Origin of the sequence: Variovorax sp. LjRoot290 (genome assembly GCF_964253985.1) — a bacterium.
GTDB lineage: Bacteria > Pseudomonadota > Gammaproteobacteria > Burkholderiales > Burkholderiaceae_C > Variovorax.
Window position 1 is genome coordinate 3,966,011 of record NZ_CAXURW020000001.1, and the last position, 13,850, is coordinate 3,979,860.

The 13,850-nt window shown below is 67.5% G+C and carries 11 protein-coding genes; 2 read left to right on the forward strand and 9 right to left on the reverse strand.

The window, feature by feature from the left end; translation table 11 throughout:
- The first annotated feature begins 37 nt into the window (after nucleotides 1–37).
- Nucleotides 38–1,309, forward strand: coding sequence for an MFS transporter (locus ACSQ9A_RS19750; protein ID WP_436304841.1), 1,272 nt, complete (start codon nucleotides 38–40; stop codon nucleotides 1,307–1,309).
- A 137-nt stretch (nucleotides 1,310–1,446) separates the two neighbouring features.
- A complete protein-coding gene (locus ACSQ9A_RS19755) occupies nucleotides 1,447–1,794 on the forward strand; it encodes a hypothetical protein (RefSeq protein ID WP_436304842.1) in 348 nt (115 codons plus the stop codon).
- Nucleotides 1,795–1,817: 23 nt separating this feature from the next.
- On the opposite strand, the gene ACSQ9A_RS19760 is transcribed toward ACSQ9A_RS19755, so the two are convergent.
- The 9 genes from ACSQ9A_RS19760 to xdhB form a co-directional block, all read right to left on the reverse strand.
- On the reverse strand, nucleotides 1,818–2,858 hold the full coding sequence (locus tag ACSQ9A_RS19760; RefSeq protein ID WP_436304843.1) for an adenosine deaminase: 1,041 nt from the start codon (nucleotides 2,856–2,858) through the stop codon (nucleotides 1,818–1,820).
- Nucleotides 2,858–3,847 carry a Rieske 2Fe-2S domain-containing protein gene (locus tag ACSQ9A_RS19765; RefSeq protein ID WP_436304844.1) on the reverse strand — a complete coding sequence of 330 codons (990 nt, stop codon included), beginning with the start codon at nucleotides 3,845–3,847 and terminating at the stop codon, nucleotides 2,858–2,860. The genes ACSQ9A_RS19760 and ACSQ9A_RS19765 overlap by 1 nt, the downstream gene beginning before the upstream one ends.
- Before the next feature lie 66 nt (nucleotides 3,848–3,913).
- On the reverse strand, nucleotides 3,914–5,083 hold the full coding sequence (locus ACSQ9A_RS19770; RefSeq protein WP_093102942.1) for a BMP family ABC transporter substrate-binding protein: 1,170 nt from the start codon (nucleotides 5,081–5,083) through the stop codon (nucleotides 3,914–3,916).
- Nucleotides 5,084–5,134: 51 nt separating this feature from the next.
- Complete coding sequence (locus ACSQ9A_RS19775; RefSeq protein ID WP_093103259.1) at nucleotides 5,135–6,055, reverse strand: ABC transporter permease; 921 nt, start codon at nucleotides 6,053–6,055, stop codon at nucleotides 5,135–5,137.
- 85 nt (nucleotides 6,056–6,140) lie between these two features.
- A complete protein-coding gene (locus tag ACSQ9A_RS19780) occupies nucleotides 6,141–7,295 on the reverse strand; it encodes an ABC transporter permease (RefSeq protein WP_436304845.1) in 1,155 nt (384 codons plus the stop codon).
- A complete protein-coding gene (locus tag ACSQ9A_RS19785; protein ID WP_436304846.1) occupies nucleotides 7,288–8,820 on the reverse strand; it encodes an ABC transporter ATP-binding protein in 1,533 nt (510 codons plus the stop codon). The genes ACSQ9A_RS19780 and ACSQ9A_RS19785 overlap by 8 nt, the downstream gene beginning before the upstream one ends.
- A 65-nt stretch (nucleotides 8,821–8,885) precedes the next feature.
- Entirely contained in the window at nucleotides 8,886–10,232 is a 1,347-nt protein-coding gene (locus ACSQ9A_RS19790) for an NCS2 family permease (RefSeq protein WP_436306329.1), read from the reverse strand.
- A 92-nt stretch (nucleotides 10,233–10,324) separates the two neighbouring features.
- A complete protein-coding gene (locus tag ACSQ9A_RS19795) occupies nucleotides 10,325–11,272 on the reverse strand; it encodes a LysR family transcriptional regulator (protein ID WP_093102938.1) in 948 nt (315 codons plus the stop codon).
- A 150-nt stretch (nucleotides 11,273–11,422) separates the two neighbouring features.
- Nucleotides 11,423–13,849 carry a xanthine dehydrogenase molybdopterin binding subunit gene (xdhB, locus tag ACSQ9A_RS19800; RefSeq protein WP_436304847.1) on the reverse strand — a complete coding sequence of 809 codons (2,427 nt, stop codon included), beginning with the start codon at nucleotides 13,847–13,849 and terminating at the stop codon, nucleotides 11,423–11,425.
- Nucleotide 13,850: the final 1 nt, after the last annotated feature.

The window sequence follows — 13,850 nt, forward strand, 5'->3', positions numbered from 1 at the left end:
TTCAGAACTCTGGCAACAGCCGACACTGCGTCGCACGATGTCATCCGATCCTCATTTCTCTCCCCGGCACCGCTGGAAGGTGCTCGCCGCCGGCGTGGCCGCCAACGCCGCCTTCTCGGTCGCCTTCAGCGGCATTCCGATGACCGCCGTGCTCATGCGCTCGGGCTACCGGCTCGACAACGCGACGCTGGGCCTGGTGCTCGGCCTCATGGGCCTGGGCATCGCCGTCAGCGAACTGCCCTGGGGCCTGCTCACCGACCGCTGGGGCGATCGGCCCGTGCTGCTGACCGGGCTCGGCGCCACGACGGCGGCGCTCGTCGCAATGGCGCTGTTCGCCGCGCCCACGGCGCAGCAAGTGCCGGGCCTCGGCTGGCTCGGTGCGGGCCTGCTCCTTGTCGGCCTGCTCGGCGGCAGCGTCAACGGCGCCAGCGGGCGCGCCGTGATGACCTGGTTCGCGGACGGCGAGCGCGGCCTTGCGATGAGCATCCGGCAGACGGCCGTGCCGCTGGGCGGCGGCATCGGCGCGCTGGTGCTGCCCGTGGTCGCGCTGCACTTCGGTTTCGCGGCGCTGTACGGATTGCTGGCCGCGCTGTGCGCACTGAGCGCCCTGCTCTGCCGGGCCTGGGTGCATGAGCCGCCGGCCGCGCCGCGCGCAACACCCGCAGCGCACGTTGCCGCGCCACACAACGGCCCGCTGCGCGACCCGCGCGTCTGGCGCATCGTTGCCGGCATCGGCATCCTCTGTGCGCCGCAGTTCGCGGTGCTGTCCTTCGGCACCGTGTTCCTGCACGACTTCGGCCATGCCGGCCTCGCCGCGATCACCGCCACCATGGTGACGGTACAGGTGGGCGCGATGGCGATGCGCGTCTGGAGCGGCCGCTGGACCGGCCGCCGCAGGAACCGGCCGGCCTACCTGCGCGCTTGCAGCATGCTCAGCGTGCTGCTGTTCGCCGCGCTCGGCGCAGTGTCGCTGGCCGTCGATGCGACGGTTGTCGATTCATCGACGCTGCGCATCGTGCTGATCGTCTTGCTGGCCGCTTGCGGCGTCTGCGTCTCGGCCTGGCACGGCGTGGCCTACACCGAGCTCGCCGTGCTCGCGGGCGCTGCGCGCGCCGGCACCGCGCTGGGCATGGCCAACACCAGCGTGTTCGCGGTCTGCTTTCTCACACCCTTGTCGATTCCGCACCTGCAGGCCTTGCAGGGCTGGCCACTGGTGTGGTTTGCGGCCAGCGCCTGCGCGTTGATGGCGCTGCCGCTGCTCGTACCAATACAGAGGACCCGGGTCGAGGCCGTGGGCGTACGACCGTAAGAGGTACAAGTGCCGCAATCAGTACAAAGGCAGAATCCGACCCACAGACATCGGCAGAATAGTGCTGTGAATTCAGGGTCAACAGGAAGCCAGAGCAAGAGCCTCCAGCTGCCGTTCATGTCAAACGCGCGAAGCCCATGGCGTACACGTATCTCTTCTTCCAACCCACGCGTCTGCCACTCGAGCCGCACGAACTTGGCGAAGCTACGGTCCTTCCGTTGAACAACGGTGTTGCAATTCGGGCAGCACTGGCACGCGCGATTCATGCCATCGATTGGGACAGTGATCATGTCGGTCGCACCCAGATCGACGGTCAATGGATTGAACTTCACGTTCCTGCGGCAAAGGGCACACTCAGCCTGCGATGCTCGCTGCGAGCGGACCACTCAGCGATCGTTCAGCGCCTGTGCGACCGGCTTGGTTGGCTGGCGTTCGACGAGCGACCTATGTGCTATCAACCGGACCGGGTCCCGATGCCCGCCTAGCGAAATCTCATCACAGCCCTGCGTCAAGCCCGCGCAAAGGCCTCGTTCAGCCGATCTATCCAGCGCCCCTTCGTCGCCGCGTCGACAAAACTCCCCTCGAAGCTGTTGGCCGCCAGCTGCCACGCATGCTGCGCCGTCAGGCCGGTCGCCGCGAAGGTCTGGACGAAGTTCTCGTTCATGTAGCCGCCGAAGTAGGCCGGGTCGTCCGAGTTCACGGTCGCGACCAGGCCGGCGTCGAGCAAGGCGCCGAGGTTGTGCTGCGCGAGATCGGGAAACACGCAGAGCTTGAGGTTGGACAGCGGGCAGACGGTGAGCGGGATGCGGTCCGCTGCCAGGCGCTTCATCAGCGCGGCGTCCTTGGTGCTCTGCACGCCGTGGTCGATGCGCTCGACCTTGAGCACGTCGAGCGCGCTCCACACGTAGGCCGGCGGACCCTCTTCGCCCGCGTGCGCGACCAGGTGGAAGCCGAGCGCGCGGCAACGCGCGAACACGCGCGCGAACTTCTCGGGCGGATGGCCGAGCTCGCTGGAATCGAGGCCAACGCCGATGAAGCGGTCGCGAAACGGCAGCGCCTGTTCGAGCGTGGCGAAGGCGTCTTCCTCGCTCAGGTGGCGCAGGAAGCACAGGATCAGCGCCGCGCTCACGCCGAGCTTGCTCTTCGCGTCGACGCAGGCGCGGTGCAGGCCGTCGATCACGGTCTGCATCGCGACGCCGCGCACCGTGTGCGTCTGCGGGTCGAAGAACATCTCGGTATGGACCACGTTGTCGGCCGCGGCACGTTCGAGGTACGCCCAGGCCATGTCGTAGAAGTCCTGCTCCGCAAGCAGCACGCTGGAGCCCGCGTAGTAGATGTCGAGGAAGCTCTGCAGGTTGGTGAAGGCGTAGGCGCGGCGCAGCTCTTCCACGCTGGCGTAGGGAATGGCCACGCTGTTGCGCTGCGCGAGCGCGAAGATCAGCTCGGGCTCGAGCGAGCCTTCGATGTGCATGTGCAGCTCGGCCTTGGGCATGGCGCGCAGCAGCGCGGGCAGGCGGTCGGCGGCAACGGGAGGAACGGTGTAGGTCATCAGCAGACTCCGAAAGTGATGCCGCGCGCCAAGAGGTGCCGGCGGTAGAAAGACGAGGCCTTGTCGGCCGCGGTGTGCAGCTCGGCGCGCAGCTCCAGCGGCAGGCGCTTGGGCTGCTGCGATTCGAGCACCGGTTTGTCCTGCAGGAAGATGGTGTCCTGGAATGCGCGCAGTTGCGCATCATCGCGCGCAAAGTCGGCGGTGGCGAGACGGAACCACACCCGGCTGCACTCCGCATCGACGGGGCAGATGAAGAGCGCGATCGATTCCTGGTAGCCGTCGATGCCCACGCTCGCCGCTTCGGGGATCTTGGTCAGCACCGCGGCATAGGGCGCGGTCACCTCGTAGCTGTACTCCACCTTCGCCGGCGCCGTGGAATTGATCGTGGACTGCGGCTGCCAGGCCTTGCAGCCGGTCGCGAGCAGGCCGCCGGGCGTGGCCTCGACGCGGTAGTCGTCGATGGCCGTCATGTCGCGCGCGCCGAGCCAGCCTTCGTGCACGAAGCCGAAGTGCGCCATGTCGAGGAAGTTCTCAACCAGGCGCGGCGCGCTGGTCTCGACGTCGTAAGGGCCGCAGTTGAGCTTGCGCAGCTGCACGTCGTGCTCGGCCGCGAAGGCCGGCAGCGCGCCACCCTCGCCTTGCAAGCGCACCCAGACCAGGCCATGGGCTTCCTGCGCCGCATGCATCGTCGCGCGGTGCGTGGCCGGCGGCTGGAAGTCTGGCAGCGCGGGCACGTGTGCGCACCGCCCACCGGTCGCGAACTGCCAGCCGTGATACGGGCACTCCAGCCTCGTGCCGCCTTCGCAGGCCACCACGCGGCCCAGCGAGAGCTGCGCGCCCCGGTGCGGACAGCGGTCGGCCCAGGCCTGCACCGCACCGGCGGCGTCGCGCCACAGCACGAGGTTTTCGCCGAGCAGGCGCGCGGCGAACGGTGCGCCAGCTACTTCATCGGTGAGCGCAACGGGATGCCAGAGTTCTTTTTCGATCATCGTGAGCGTTGGGAAACGAAAAAGGGTTGCCGATCGGCAACCCTTCAGAACGAAAACTCCGACGGCTTACTTCTTGTCGCCGCCCGGCACCTTGCCCTCGACGCCCTTGACGTAGAAGTTCACACCCGAGAGGAACTTGTCGTCGGCGACTGCGTCCTTGGCAACCAGTTCTTTGCCGTCCTGCGCGACGATCGGGCCCTTCCAGATCGAGAAGCTGCCGTCCTTCAGGCCCTTCTTGACTTCCTCGACCTTGGTCTTGATCGGGGCCGGCACGTCTTCGGCCAGCGACACGATGTCGATCGCGCCTTCCTTCACGCCCCACCAGGTCTGGCCGGTGGCCCACTTGCCGTCGAGCGCGTCCTGCACGGCCTTGGTGTAGTACGGCGTCCAGTTGATGACGGCCGAGGCCAGGTGGGCCTTGGGACCGTAGGCGGTCATGTCCGAATCCCAGCCGAAGGCGCGCTTGCCTTTTTCCTGCGCGGTCTTGAGCACGGCCGGCGAGTCGGTGTTCTGGAACAGCACGTCGGCGCCGCCGTTGATCAGCGCGGTGGCGGCCTCGGTCTCCTTCGGCGGGCTGAACCACTCGTTGACCCACACCACCTTGGTCGTGACCTTCGGATTGACCGATTGCGCACCCAGCGTGAAGGAGTTGATGTTGCGCAGCACCTCGGGGATCGGCACCGAGCCGACCACGCCCAACGTGTTGCTCTTGGTCATCGCGCCCGCGATGATGCCGGCCATGTACGCGCCTTCGTAGGTGCGGCTGTCGTAGGTGCGCATGTTCTCGGCCGTCTTGTAGCCGGTGGCATGTTCGAACTTGACATCCTTGTTGTCGCCGGCGACCTTGAGCATCGGCTCCATGTAGCCGAAGGTGGTGCCGAAGATCAGCTTGTTGCCCTGGCCCACCATGTCGCGGAACACGCGCTCGGCGTCCGCCGACTCGGGCACGCTCTCGACGAAAGTGGTCTTGATCTTGGCGCCGAATTCCTTCTCGACCGCCTTGCGCGCGTTGTCGTGCGCAAAGGTCCAGCCGCCGTCACCCACCGGCCCGACATAGGCGAACGCGACGTTCAGTGGCGCTGCGGGCGCGGGCGCCGCGGCGCTCGGAGCCGGTGCCGGTGCAGCAGGTGCAGGCGCCGGCGCTTCTTCCTTCTTGCCGCAGCCGATGAGGGCGGCCGAAGCGACCGCAGTGACGGCAGCCAGCTTGAGCAGGGAACGCTTGTTCAGATCATTCATTGTCGAAATCCTCAAAAGGACAGGTTGGCAGAGAAACAAAACGAAACTCAATTATGAGCCGGGGTAGAAGGGTTTCCCGATCGATGCCGGCATGTTGACGCGGATGAAGGCCGGGTTGCGCGAGATCAGCGCCAGCACCACGATCGGCGCGATGTACTGCAGCATGCTGAGGAACTGGCTGGGCACGTCGACGCCCGTGCTCTGCAGGTGAAAACCCAGCATCGAGACGCCGCCGAACAGGTAGGCGCCGAGCAGCACGCGCACCGGCCGCCAGGTCGCAAAGGTGGTGAGCGCCAGCGCGATCCAGCCGCGGCCCGCCACCATGCCTTCGACCCAAAGCGGCGTGTAGACCGTCGACAAATAGGCGCCTGCAAGGCCGCACAGCGCACCGCCCGCGATCACCGCCAGGAAGCGGATGCGCCGCACCGGATAGCCCAGCGCATGCGAGGACTCGGGCGACTCGCCGACCGAGCGCAGCACCAGTCCGGCGCGGGTGCGATAGAGGAACCAGATGAGGCCGATGGTGAGCAGCACCGCGAAGTAGACCATGGGGTGGTGCCGGAACAAGGCCGACCCGATGAGCGGAATGTCGCCCAGCACCGGCAGCGCGTAGTTCGTGCTCTCGGGCAGCTTGGCCTGCACGAAGTTGATGCCCGCGAAGGCCGAGAAGCCGACGCCGAACAGGCTCAGCGCGAGCCCGGTCGCGTACTGGTTGGTGTTGAGCCAGATCACCAGCACGCCGAAGAAGGCCGCCAGCAGCGCGCCGGCCGCAGCGCCGGCAAGAAAGCCGAGCCAGGTGTTGTGCGTGACCACCACCGTGGCGAAGCCGGCGATCGCGGCGCACAGCATCATGCCCTCGGCGCCGAGGTTCACGATGCCGGCCTTTTCGTTGATCAGCAAGCCCAGCGCCGCGATCGCGAGCACGGTGCCGGCGCTGAGCGTGGAGCCCAGGAGGAGTGCGTAGCTTTCCATCATGCCTCCCGCCGGGCCGCCCCAAGGGCGGCATGCGTCCCCTCGGGGGGCAGCGAATACACGAAGTGATGAGCGTGGGGGTTCATTAAATTGCTCCTTCGGTGGCTTGGACGGCGACGGGTGCGGTCAGTGGCGTGCTGGCCTGCAGCGACGAGGTGCCGGCCGGCGCAGCCACCGCCTTGGGCGCCGACTTGCGCCGGATGCGGTAGGCGATCAGCGTGTCGCACGCCAGCAGCGTGAAGAGCAGCAGGCCCTGGAACACGCCGGTCAGCGACTTGGGCAGGCCCAGGCGCGACTGCGCGAGCTCGCCGCCGATGTAGAACATGCTCATCAGGATGGCCGAGAAGATCATGCCCACCGGATGCAGCCGGCCGACGAAGGCCACGATGATCGCGGCGAAGCCGTAGCCCGCCGGCACATAGGGCGTGAGCTGGCCGATCGGGCCCGCCACTTCGAGCGCGCCCGCGAGGCCGGCCGCGCCGCCCGAGGTGAGCAGCGCGATCCACACCGCGCGCCGCGCCGAGAAGCCGGCATAGCGCGCGGCGGCCGGCGCCAGGCCGCCGACCTGCTGCGCGAAGCCCGAGCGCGTGCGGAACAGGAACACCCACAGGGCCGCCGCGCCGATCAGCGCGATGACCAGACCGATGCTCACGCGCGAGCCCTTCATGAGCCGCGGGATCTGCGTCACCGCCTCGAAAGTCTTGGTCTGCGGGAAGTTGTAGCCCATCGGGTCTTTCCAGGGTCCGTAGACCATGTAGCCCAGGAGCAGCGTCGCGACGTAGACCAGCATCAGGCTCACGAGGATCTCGTTGGCGTTGAACTTGTCGCGCAGGAAGGCCACGATGCCGGCCCAGACCATGCCGCCGAAGATGCCGGCCACCAGGATCGCAGCCACGATCCACGAGCCCGTGGTCTTGTCGGCCAGCAGCGCCACGCCGCCGGCCGCGATCGCGCCGAACACGAACTGCCCTTCGGCACCGATGTTCCAGACGTTGGAGCGGAAGCACACGGCCAGGCCGAGCGCGATGATGAGCAAGGGCGTGGCCTTGACCATCAGCTCGCCCAGCGCATAGCCGCTCTTGATCGGCTCCCAGAAGAAGACCGCGAGGCCCTTGACCGGGTCCTTGCCCAGCAGCGCGAAGAGCACCATGCCGATCAGCACCGTGATGAGCAGGGCCAGGATCGGCGAGCCGTAGCTCCAGAAGCGCGAGAGCTGCGGGCGGGGTTCGAGCTTAAGCATGGGCCACCTCCTTCGCTGCAGCCTGGGGGGCGTTCCACAGGCCGCTCATCCATTCGCCGATCTGCGGCACGGTGGCCGCCGCGCGGTCGATCGAGGGCGAGAGCCGGCCCTTGGCGATCACGTGCAGCCGGTCGCTGATCTCGAACAGCTCGTCGAGCTCTTCGCTCACCACCAGCACCGCGCAGCCGGCGTCGCGCAGCGCCAGGATCTCGCCTCGGATCAGCGCCGCGGCGCCCACGTCCACGCCCCAGGTCGGCTGCGAGACGATGAAGATCTTCGGATTGGCGTCGATCTCGCGCCCGACGATGAACTTCTGCAGATTGCCGCCCGAGAGCGAACGCGCCGCCGCGCCGGGCCCGCCGGCCTTGACGTTGAAGCGCCGGATGATCTCGCCGGCATGCTGCTGCAGCGCACCGGTGCGGATCCAGCCGCCCTGGCCCACCGCGTTGCTGCGGGTGAGCAGCATGTTGTGCGCGAGGCTCAGCGTCGGCACCGCGCCGCGGCCCAGCCTTTCCTCGGGCACGAAATGCAGGCCCAGCGCGCGCCGCCTGCGCGGCCTGAAATGCGCGGCCGGCTGGCCGAAGACCTCGATCATCGGCGCCTCGGCGCGCGTGTCCTCGCCGGAGAGCGCGTAGAGCAGCTCTTTCTGGCCGTTGCCCGACACGCCCGCGATGCCCACCACCTCGCCGGCCCGCACGTCGAGCGAGATGCCGTCGAGGTCGACGCCGAACTGGTCTTCGCGCGCCAGCGTCAGGCCCTTGACCCGCAAGGCCACCGCGCCCGCATGCACCGGCCGGTGCTGCAGGGGCGGCGGCTCGGCGCCGATCATCAGGCGCGACAGCGATTCATTGCTTTCGTTCTGCGGGTTGCACACGCCCGTGACCTTGCCGCCGCGCAGCACCGTACAGGCGGTGCAAAGCTCGCGGATCTCGTGCAGCTTGTGGCTGATGTAGAGGATGCTGCAGCCTTCAGAGGCCAGCTTCTTGAGCACCACGAAGAGCTTGACCACTGCTTGCGGGGTCAGCACCGAGGTGGGCTCGTCGAGGATCAGGAGCTTGGGGTCGGTGAGCAGCGCGCGGATGATCTCCACCCGCTGCATCTCGCCGACCGAGAGCGTGTGCACCGGCCGCGACGGGTCGATGTCGAGCCCGTACTCGCTCGCCTTGGCCGTGATGCGGCGCGTGACCTCGGCCAGCGCCAGGCTCTTGTCGAGCCCGAGCCAGACGTTCTCGGCCACGGTGAGCGTGTCGAACAGGCTGAAGTGCTGGAACACCATGCTGATGCCCAGCGCCCTCGCCTCCTGCGGGTTGCGCACGGTGACCGGCTGGCCGTTGAAGGTCACGCTGCCTTCGTCCGGCTTCACGGAACCGTAGATGATCTTCATCAGCGTGGACTTGCCGGCGCCGTTCTCGCCGAGCACGGCATGGGTTTCGCCCGGCGCCACCGTGAGCGAGACGCCGCTGTTGGCGACCACCGCGGGATAGCGCTTCGTAATGTGCGCGAGCTGAAGTCTTTGGATTGTCATGCCTGTGCCTGGCCTTTGGGTTGTTGTTGCCCTGAACCGCCCTTGGGACGATCGCCGTATTTTCGTCAGTGTCCGCCGATATAGATGAACTTGAAAAGGAACACGCCGCCAATGAGCCACACCATCCAGTGCACCTGCCTGGCGCGGCCGGTGAACAGCTTCAGCACCGCATAGGTGATGAAGCCGAAGGCCAGGCCGTTGGCGATCGAGTACGTGAAGGGCATCGCCAGCGCCGTAACGGCGGCCGGGATCACTTCGGTCGTGTCGTCCCAGTCGAGCTCGGTGATGTCCCTAAGCATCAAACAGGCCACGAAGAAAAGCGCCGGTGCGGTCGCATAGGCCGGCACCGAGCCGGCCAGGGGCGAGATCACCAGAGCGGCCAGGAACAGCACCGCCACCGTGAGCGCCGTGAGGCCGGTGCGCCCGCCCGCCTGTACGCCGGCCGCGCTTTCCACGTAGGCCGTGGTGCTCGAGGTGCCCAGCAGCGAGCCCGCGAAGATCGCGCCGCTGTCGGCCAAGAGCGACTTGTTGAGCCGGTCCATCTTGCCCGGCACCAGGAGGCCGGCGCGCCGGGCCACGCCCATCAGCGTGCCGGTGGCGTCGAAGAGCTCGACCAGGAAGAAGACCAGGATCACGTTCAGGATGCCGCCCGAGAGCGCCGACTTGATGTCCAGCTGCAAGAAGGTGGGCGCGATCGAGGGCGGCGCCGAGAACACGCCGTGGAAGGTGTTGCCACCGAAGAAGAAGGACAGCACCGTCACCGCGATGATGCCGATCAGGATCGCGCCGGGCACCTTGAGCCGGTCGAGCACCACGATCGTGAAGAAGCCCAGCGTCGCCAGCACCACCTGCGGCGTGTGCAGGTCGCCCAGCGTGATGTAGGTGGCCTTCGACGGCGCGACGATGCCCGCACTCTTGAGCGCGATGATCGCGAGGAAGAGGCCGATGCCGACCGTGATGGCCACCCTTATCGACTGCGGGATGCCGCGGATGATCAGCTCGCGCAGCTTGAAGAGCGTGACCAGCAGGAACAGGCAGCCCGAGACGAAGACCGCGCCGAGCGCCGCCTGCCAGGTGAAGCCCATCTGCAGCACGACCACGTAGGCGAAGTAGGCGTTGAGCCCCATGCCGGGCGCCAGCGCGATCGGGTAGTTGGCGTAGAAGGCCATGATCGCGGTGCCGAGCGCGGCGATCAGGCAGGTGGCGACGAACACCGCGTCCTTCGGCATGCCCGCATCGCCGAGGATCGACGGGTTGACGAAGATGATGTAGGCCATCGTCAGGAAGGTCGTGAGGCCTGCCACCAGCTCGGTGCGCACTGTCGTGTTGTGCTCCTTGAGCTTGAACATGCGCTCGGCCCAGCCGGTGGCCGGGCGTGCAGAGCTGGTGTCGTGCTCGCTGATGTCGAGCATCTGTTGTGTGCGGTTCATCGCGTTGTCTCCGTCTCTCTTATGTAGATGGCGTGGGTCGAAGTCGCGACGCCCGGCGCGAGTGGAAGAACTGCCTAGCCGGCAGCGGGAAGCGACGGCCTCAGCGAGGCCGCCACGGCTTTGGTTCGCTCGCGCAGCCAGCGCGCGGAGCTCGATGAATGGGTGCGCTCATGCCAGAGCTGGTAGTACATGAGGCGCGGCAGTGCGATCGGGCACTCGAGGATCGCGACCGGCAGGCGGTCGACAAAACGCTCGCAGTACTGGCGGCCGGTGGTCAGCACCAGCAGGCTCGAGGCCACCATGTCGGGGATCAGGCTGAAGTGCGCGCAGCGCGCCGTGATGTTGCGCTGCCGGCCCAGCTCGTCGAGCATCTGGTCGATGATGCCGCGCGCGCCGGGGTGCATGGGGGTCGGCGCCACGTGCTCGGCCGCGAGCCAGGTCTCGAGCTCCCAGCCGCGGCGCACGGCCGGATGGTCCTTGTTGACCAGCGAGACGATGTCGTCGGCGAAGAGCCGCGCCATGTGCAGGTCTTCCGGCGGCTTGAGCCAGTTGCCGATCACCAGGTCGACCTGGCCGAGCGACAGGTGCGCGTGATAGTCCGAATCGGACGAGAGCGAATGGATCTCGATGTGGCACAACGGCGCCTGCGCCTTGACCTGCGCCACCAGCATCGGCAGGAACAAAGGATCGAGGTAGTCGCTGGCCGCGATGCGGAAGGTAGTGGACGCGGTCTGGGGATCGAAGCCGCGCGCATCGGAGAACAGCATCTCCGCGGCGCGCAGGATGCTGGCGGCCGGATCGATCATGCGCAGCCCCGCATCGGTCGGCACCATGCCCGAGCCCGAGCGCACCAGCAATGGGTCGCCCGAGAGCTCGCGCAGGCGCTTCAGCGCTGCAGAAACTGCAGGCTGGTACATGCCCAGGCGGATGGCGGCGCGCGAGACGCTGCGGTCGGTCAACACGGTATGTAGAACCCTGATGAGATGAAGATCGATCTTGTCGAGAAGCGCCTGGTCTCTCATAAGCTGCCCGCATGTTGCTGAATGTGTGGGCAGTTATACAGCGCTGAATTCACGTTAAGTCCGTTCGGGCTGAGCTTGGCCTGTCCTGAGCTTGACGAAGGGTCGAAGCCTTGCGCGGCCCTTCGACAGGCTCAGGGCGAACGGGTTGGGTTATGCGGATGCGTTCTGCACCGCAGTGATCGCTCGGAGAATCGACTCGCTGGTGGCCGGCGCGGTCAGCGGCGGGTCCACCTTGTGCTTGCCCACGGCCGACACGGCATCGCGGATCGCGAAGAAGACCGAGAAGGGCAGCAGGAGCGGCGGCTCGCCCACCGCCTTGCTGCGATGGATCGAGTCCTCGAAGTTCTGGCCTTCGAACAGGCGCACGTTGAACACCGGCGGGCAATCGTTGGCCGTCGGGATCTTGTAGGTGCTGGGCGCGTGCGTGGTGAGCAGGCCGGTCTTCGGATGCCACACCAGCTCCTCGGTCGTGAGCCAGCCCATGCCCTGGATAAAGGCGCCTTCGACCTGGCCGATGTCGACCGCCGGGTTCAGCGACTTGCCGGCGTCGTGCAGGATGTCGGCGCGCAGCAGCTTCCACTCGCCGGTGAGCGTATCGACGATCACCTCGCTCACGGCAGCGCCGTAGGCGTAGTAGAAGAAGGGGCGGCCCTGCATCCGGTCCTTGTCCCAGCTGAGGCCCGGCGTGGCATAGAAGCCGTCGGACCAGAGCTGCACGCGGTCGAGGTAGGCCTCGCCGACGACCGTGCTGAACGACAGCGAGCGGCCGTTGACTTCGACCTGGTCGTTGGCGAAGCGCACCGCGCTCGCCTCGCCGCCGTGGCGCGCCGCCGCGCAGGCGGCCAGGCGATCGCGGATCTGGCGCGCGGCGTCCTGCGCAGCCTTGCCGTTGAGGTCGGCCCCGGTCGATGCGGCGGTGGCCGAGGTGTTGGCCACCTTCTGCGTGTCGGTGGCCGTGACGCGCACGCTCTCGAAGCTCACGCCGAGCTCGTGCGCCACCACCTGCGCCACCTTGGTGTTGAGCCCCTGCCCCATCTCGGTGCCGCCGTGGTTCACGAGGATCGAGCCGTCGGTGTAGACATGGACCAGCGCGCCGGCCTGGTTGAAGTGCTTGACGTTGAAGGAGATGCCGAATTTCAGCGGCGCCAGCGCGATGCCGCGCTTGAGCACCGGGCTCTTGGCATTGAAGCCCGCGATCTCCTCGCGCCGCGCGCGGTAGCCGCTGGTGCCTTCGAGCTCGGCCACCAGCTCGTGGATGATGTTGTCGCTGACGAGCTGGCCGTAGGGCGTGACGTTGTGCTGCGTCTTGCCGTAGAAGTTGATGCGCCGCACGTCGAGCGGGTCGCGGCTCAGCTCGCGCGCCACGGTGTCGAGGATGTTCTCGATCGCGATCGCGCCCTGCGGGCCGCCGAAGCCGCGGAACGCCGTGTTGCTCTGCGTGTTGGTGCGGCCCGAATAGCCGTGCATCGCCACGTCGGGCAGCCAGTAGGCGTTGTCGAAGTGGCACAGCGCGCGCGTCATCACCGGGCCCGAAAGATCGGCGGAGTGGCCGGCGCGCGAGACCATCGAGATTTCCGCGCCGAGGATGCGGCCCTCGTCGTCGTAGCCGACCTCGTACTCGTACCAGAAGCAGTGGCGCCGGCCGGTGATCAGGAAGTCGTCGTCGCGGTCGAGCCTGAGCTTGACCGGGCGCTGCAGCTTGTTCGCCGCCACCGCCGCCACGCAGGCGAAGAGCGCCGACTGCGACTCCTTGCCGCCGAAGCCGCCGCCCATGCGCCGGCACTCGACGTGCACTTCGTTCGCATGCAGGTGCAGCGCATGCGCCACCAGGTGCTGCATCTCGCTCGGATGCTGGGTCGAGCAGTGCACGTGCATCGTGCCGCCCTCCTTCGGGATCGCGTAGCTGATCTGGCCCTCGAGGTAGAACTGCTCCTGCCCGCCGACGTCGAGCGTGGCCTTCAGCCGGTGCGGCGCCTTCGCGATCGCGGCCTGTGCGCCGCCCTCGTTCGTGCTGCGCACGAGATGCATCGGCGGCAGCACGTACTGGCCCTTCTCATGCGCCTGCTGCGGCGTGATCACCGGCGGCTCGGCCTCGATGTCCAGCGCGTCCTTGGCGCAGGCCGCGGCGCGGCGCGCGGCGTCGCGCGTCTCGGCGATCACGGCAAACACGGGCTGGCCCAGGTAGCGGATGTCGCCGCTGCAGAGGATGGGGTCGTCGTGGATGATCGAGCCGCAGTCGTTGCTGCCCGGAATGTCGGCCGCCGTCAGCACCGCCACCACACCGGGCATGGCGCAGATGGCTTCGAGCTTCATGTTCTGGAGCCGGCCATTGGCCACCGGCGACAGCCCCAGCGCGCAGTGCAGCGTGCCCGCGAGTTCGGGGATGTCGTCGATGTAGGTGGCCTCGCCGGCCACGTGCAGGTGGGCCGATTCGTGCGGCCGGCTGATGCCGACGCGCGCACCGTCGTCGTGCGCCTTGGCCTCGGCGCGCGCATCGATGCGCGCGGCGGTGTTCTTCAGGTAGTCGGCAAAGGCCTCTGCCGATTGCAGCAGGGCGAGGTCGATGGGCTTGTTCATC

Coding starts and splice junctions, on each gene's coding strand:
- ACSQ9A_RS19750 (WP_436304841.1), top strand. CDS start 38: ATGTCATCCGATCCTCATTTCTCTCCCCGGCACCGCTGGAAGGTGCTC.
- ACSQ9A_RS19755 (WP_436304842.1), top strand. CDS start 1,447: ATGGCGTACACGTATCTCTTCTTCCAACCCACGCGTCTGCCACTCGAG.
- ACSQ9A_RS19760 (WP_436304843.1), bottom strand. CDS start 2,858: ATGACCTACACCGTTCCTCCCGTTGCCGCCGACCGCCTGCCCGCGCTG.
- ACSQ9A_RS19765 (WP_436304844.1), bottom strand. CDS start 3,847: ATGATCGAAAAAGAACTCTGGCATCCCGTTGCGCTCACCGATGAAGTA.
- ACSQ9A_RS19770 (WP_093102942.1), bottom strand. CDS start 5,083: ATGAATGATCTGAACAAGCGTTCCCTGCTCAAGCTGGCTGCCGTCACT.
- ACSQ9A_RS19775 (WP_093103259.1), bottom strand. CDS start 6,055: ATGGAAAGCTACGCACTCCTCCTGGGCTCCACGCTCAGCGCCGGCACC.
- ACSQ9A_RS19780 (WP_436304845.1), bottom strand. CDS start 7,295: ATGCTTAAGCTCGAACCCCGCCCGCAGCTCTCGCGCTTCTGGAGCTAC.
- ACSQ9A_RS19785 (WP_436304846.1), bottom strand. CDS start 8,820: ATGACAATCCAAAGACTTCAGCTCGCGCACATTACGAAGCGCTATCCC.
- ACSQ9A_RS19790 (WP_436306329.1), bottom strand. CDS start 10,232: ATGCTCGACATCAGCGAGCACGACACCAGCTCTGCACGCCCGGCCACC.
- ACSQ9A_RS19795 (WP_093102938.1), bottom strand. CDS start 11,272: ATGAGAGACCAGGCGCTTCTCGACAAGATCGATCTTCATCTCATCAGG.
- xdhB (WP_436304847.1), bottom strand. CDS start 13,849: ATGAACAAGCCCATCGACCTCGCCCTGCTGCAATCGGCAGAGGCCTTT.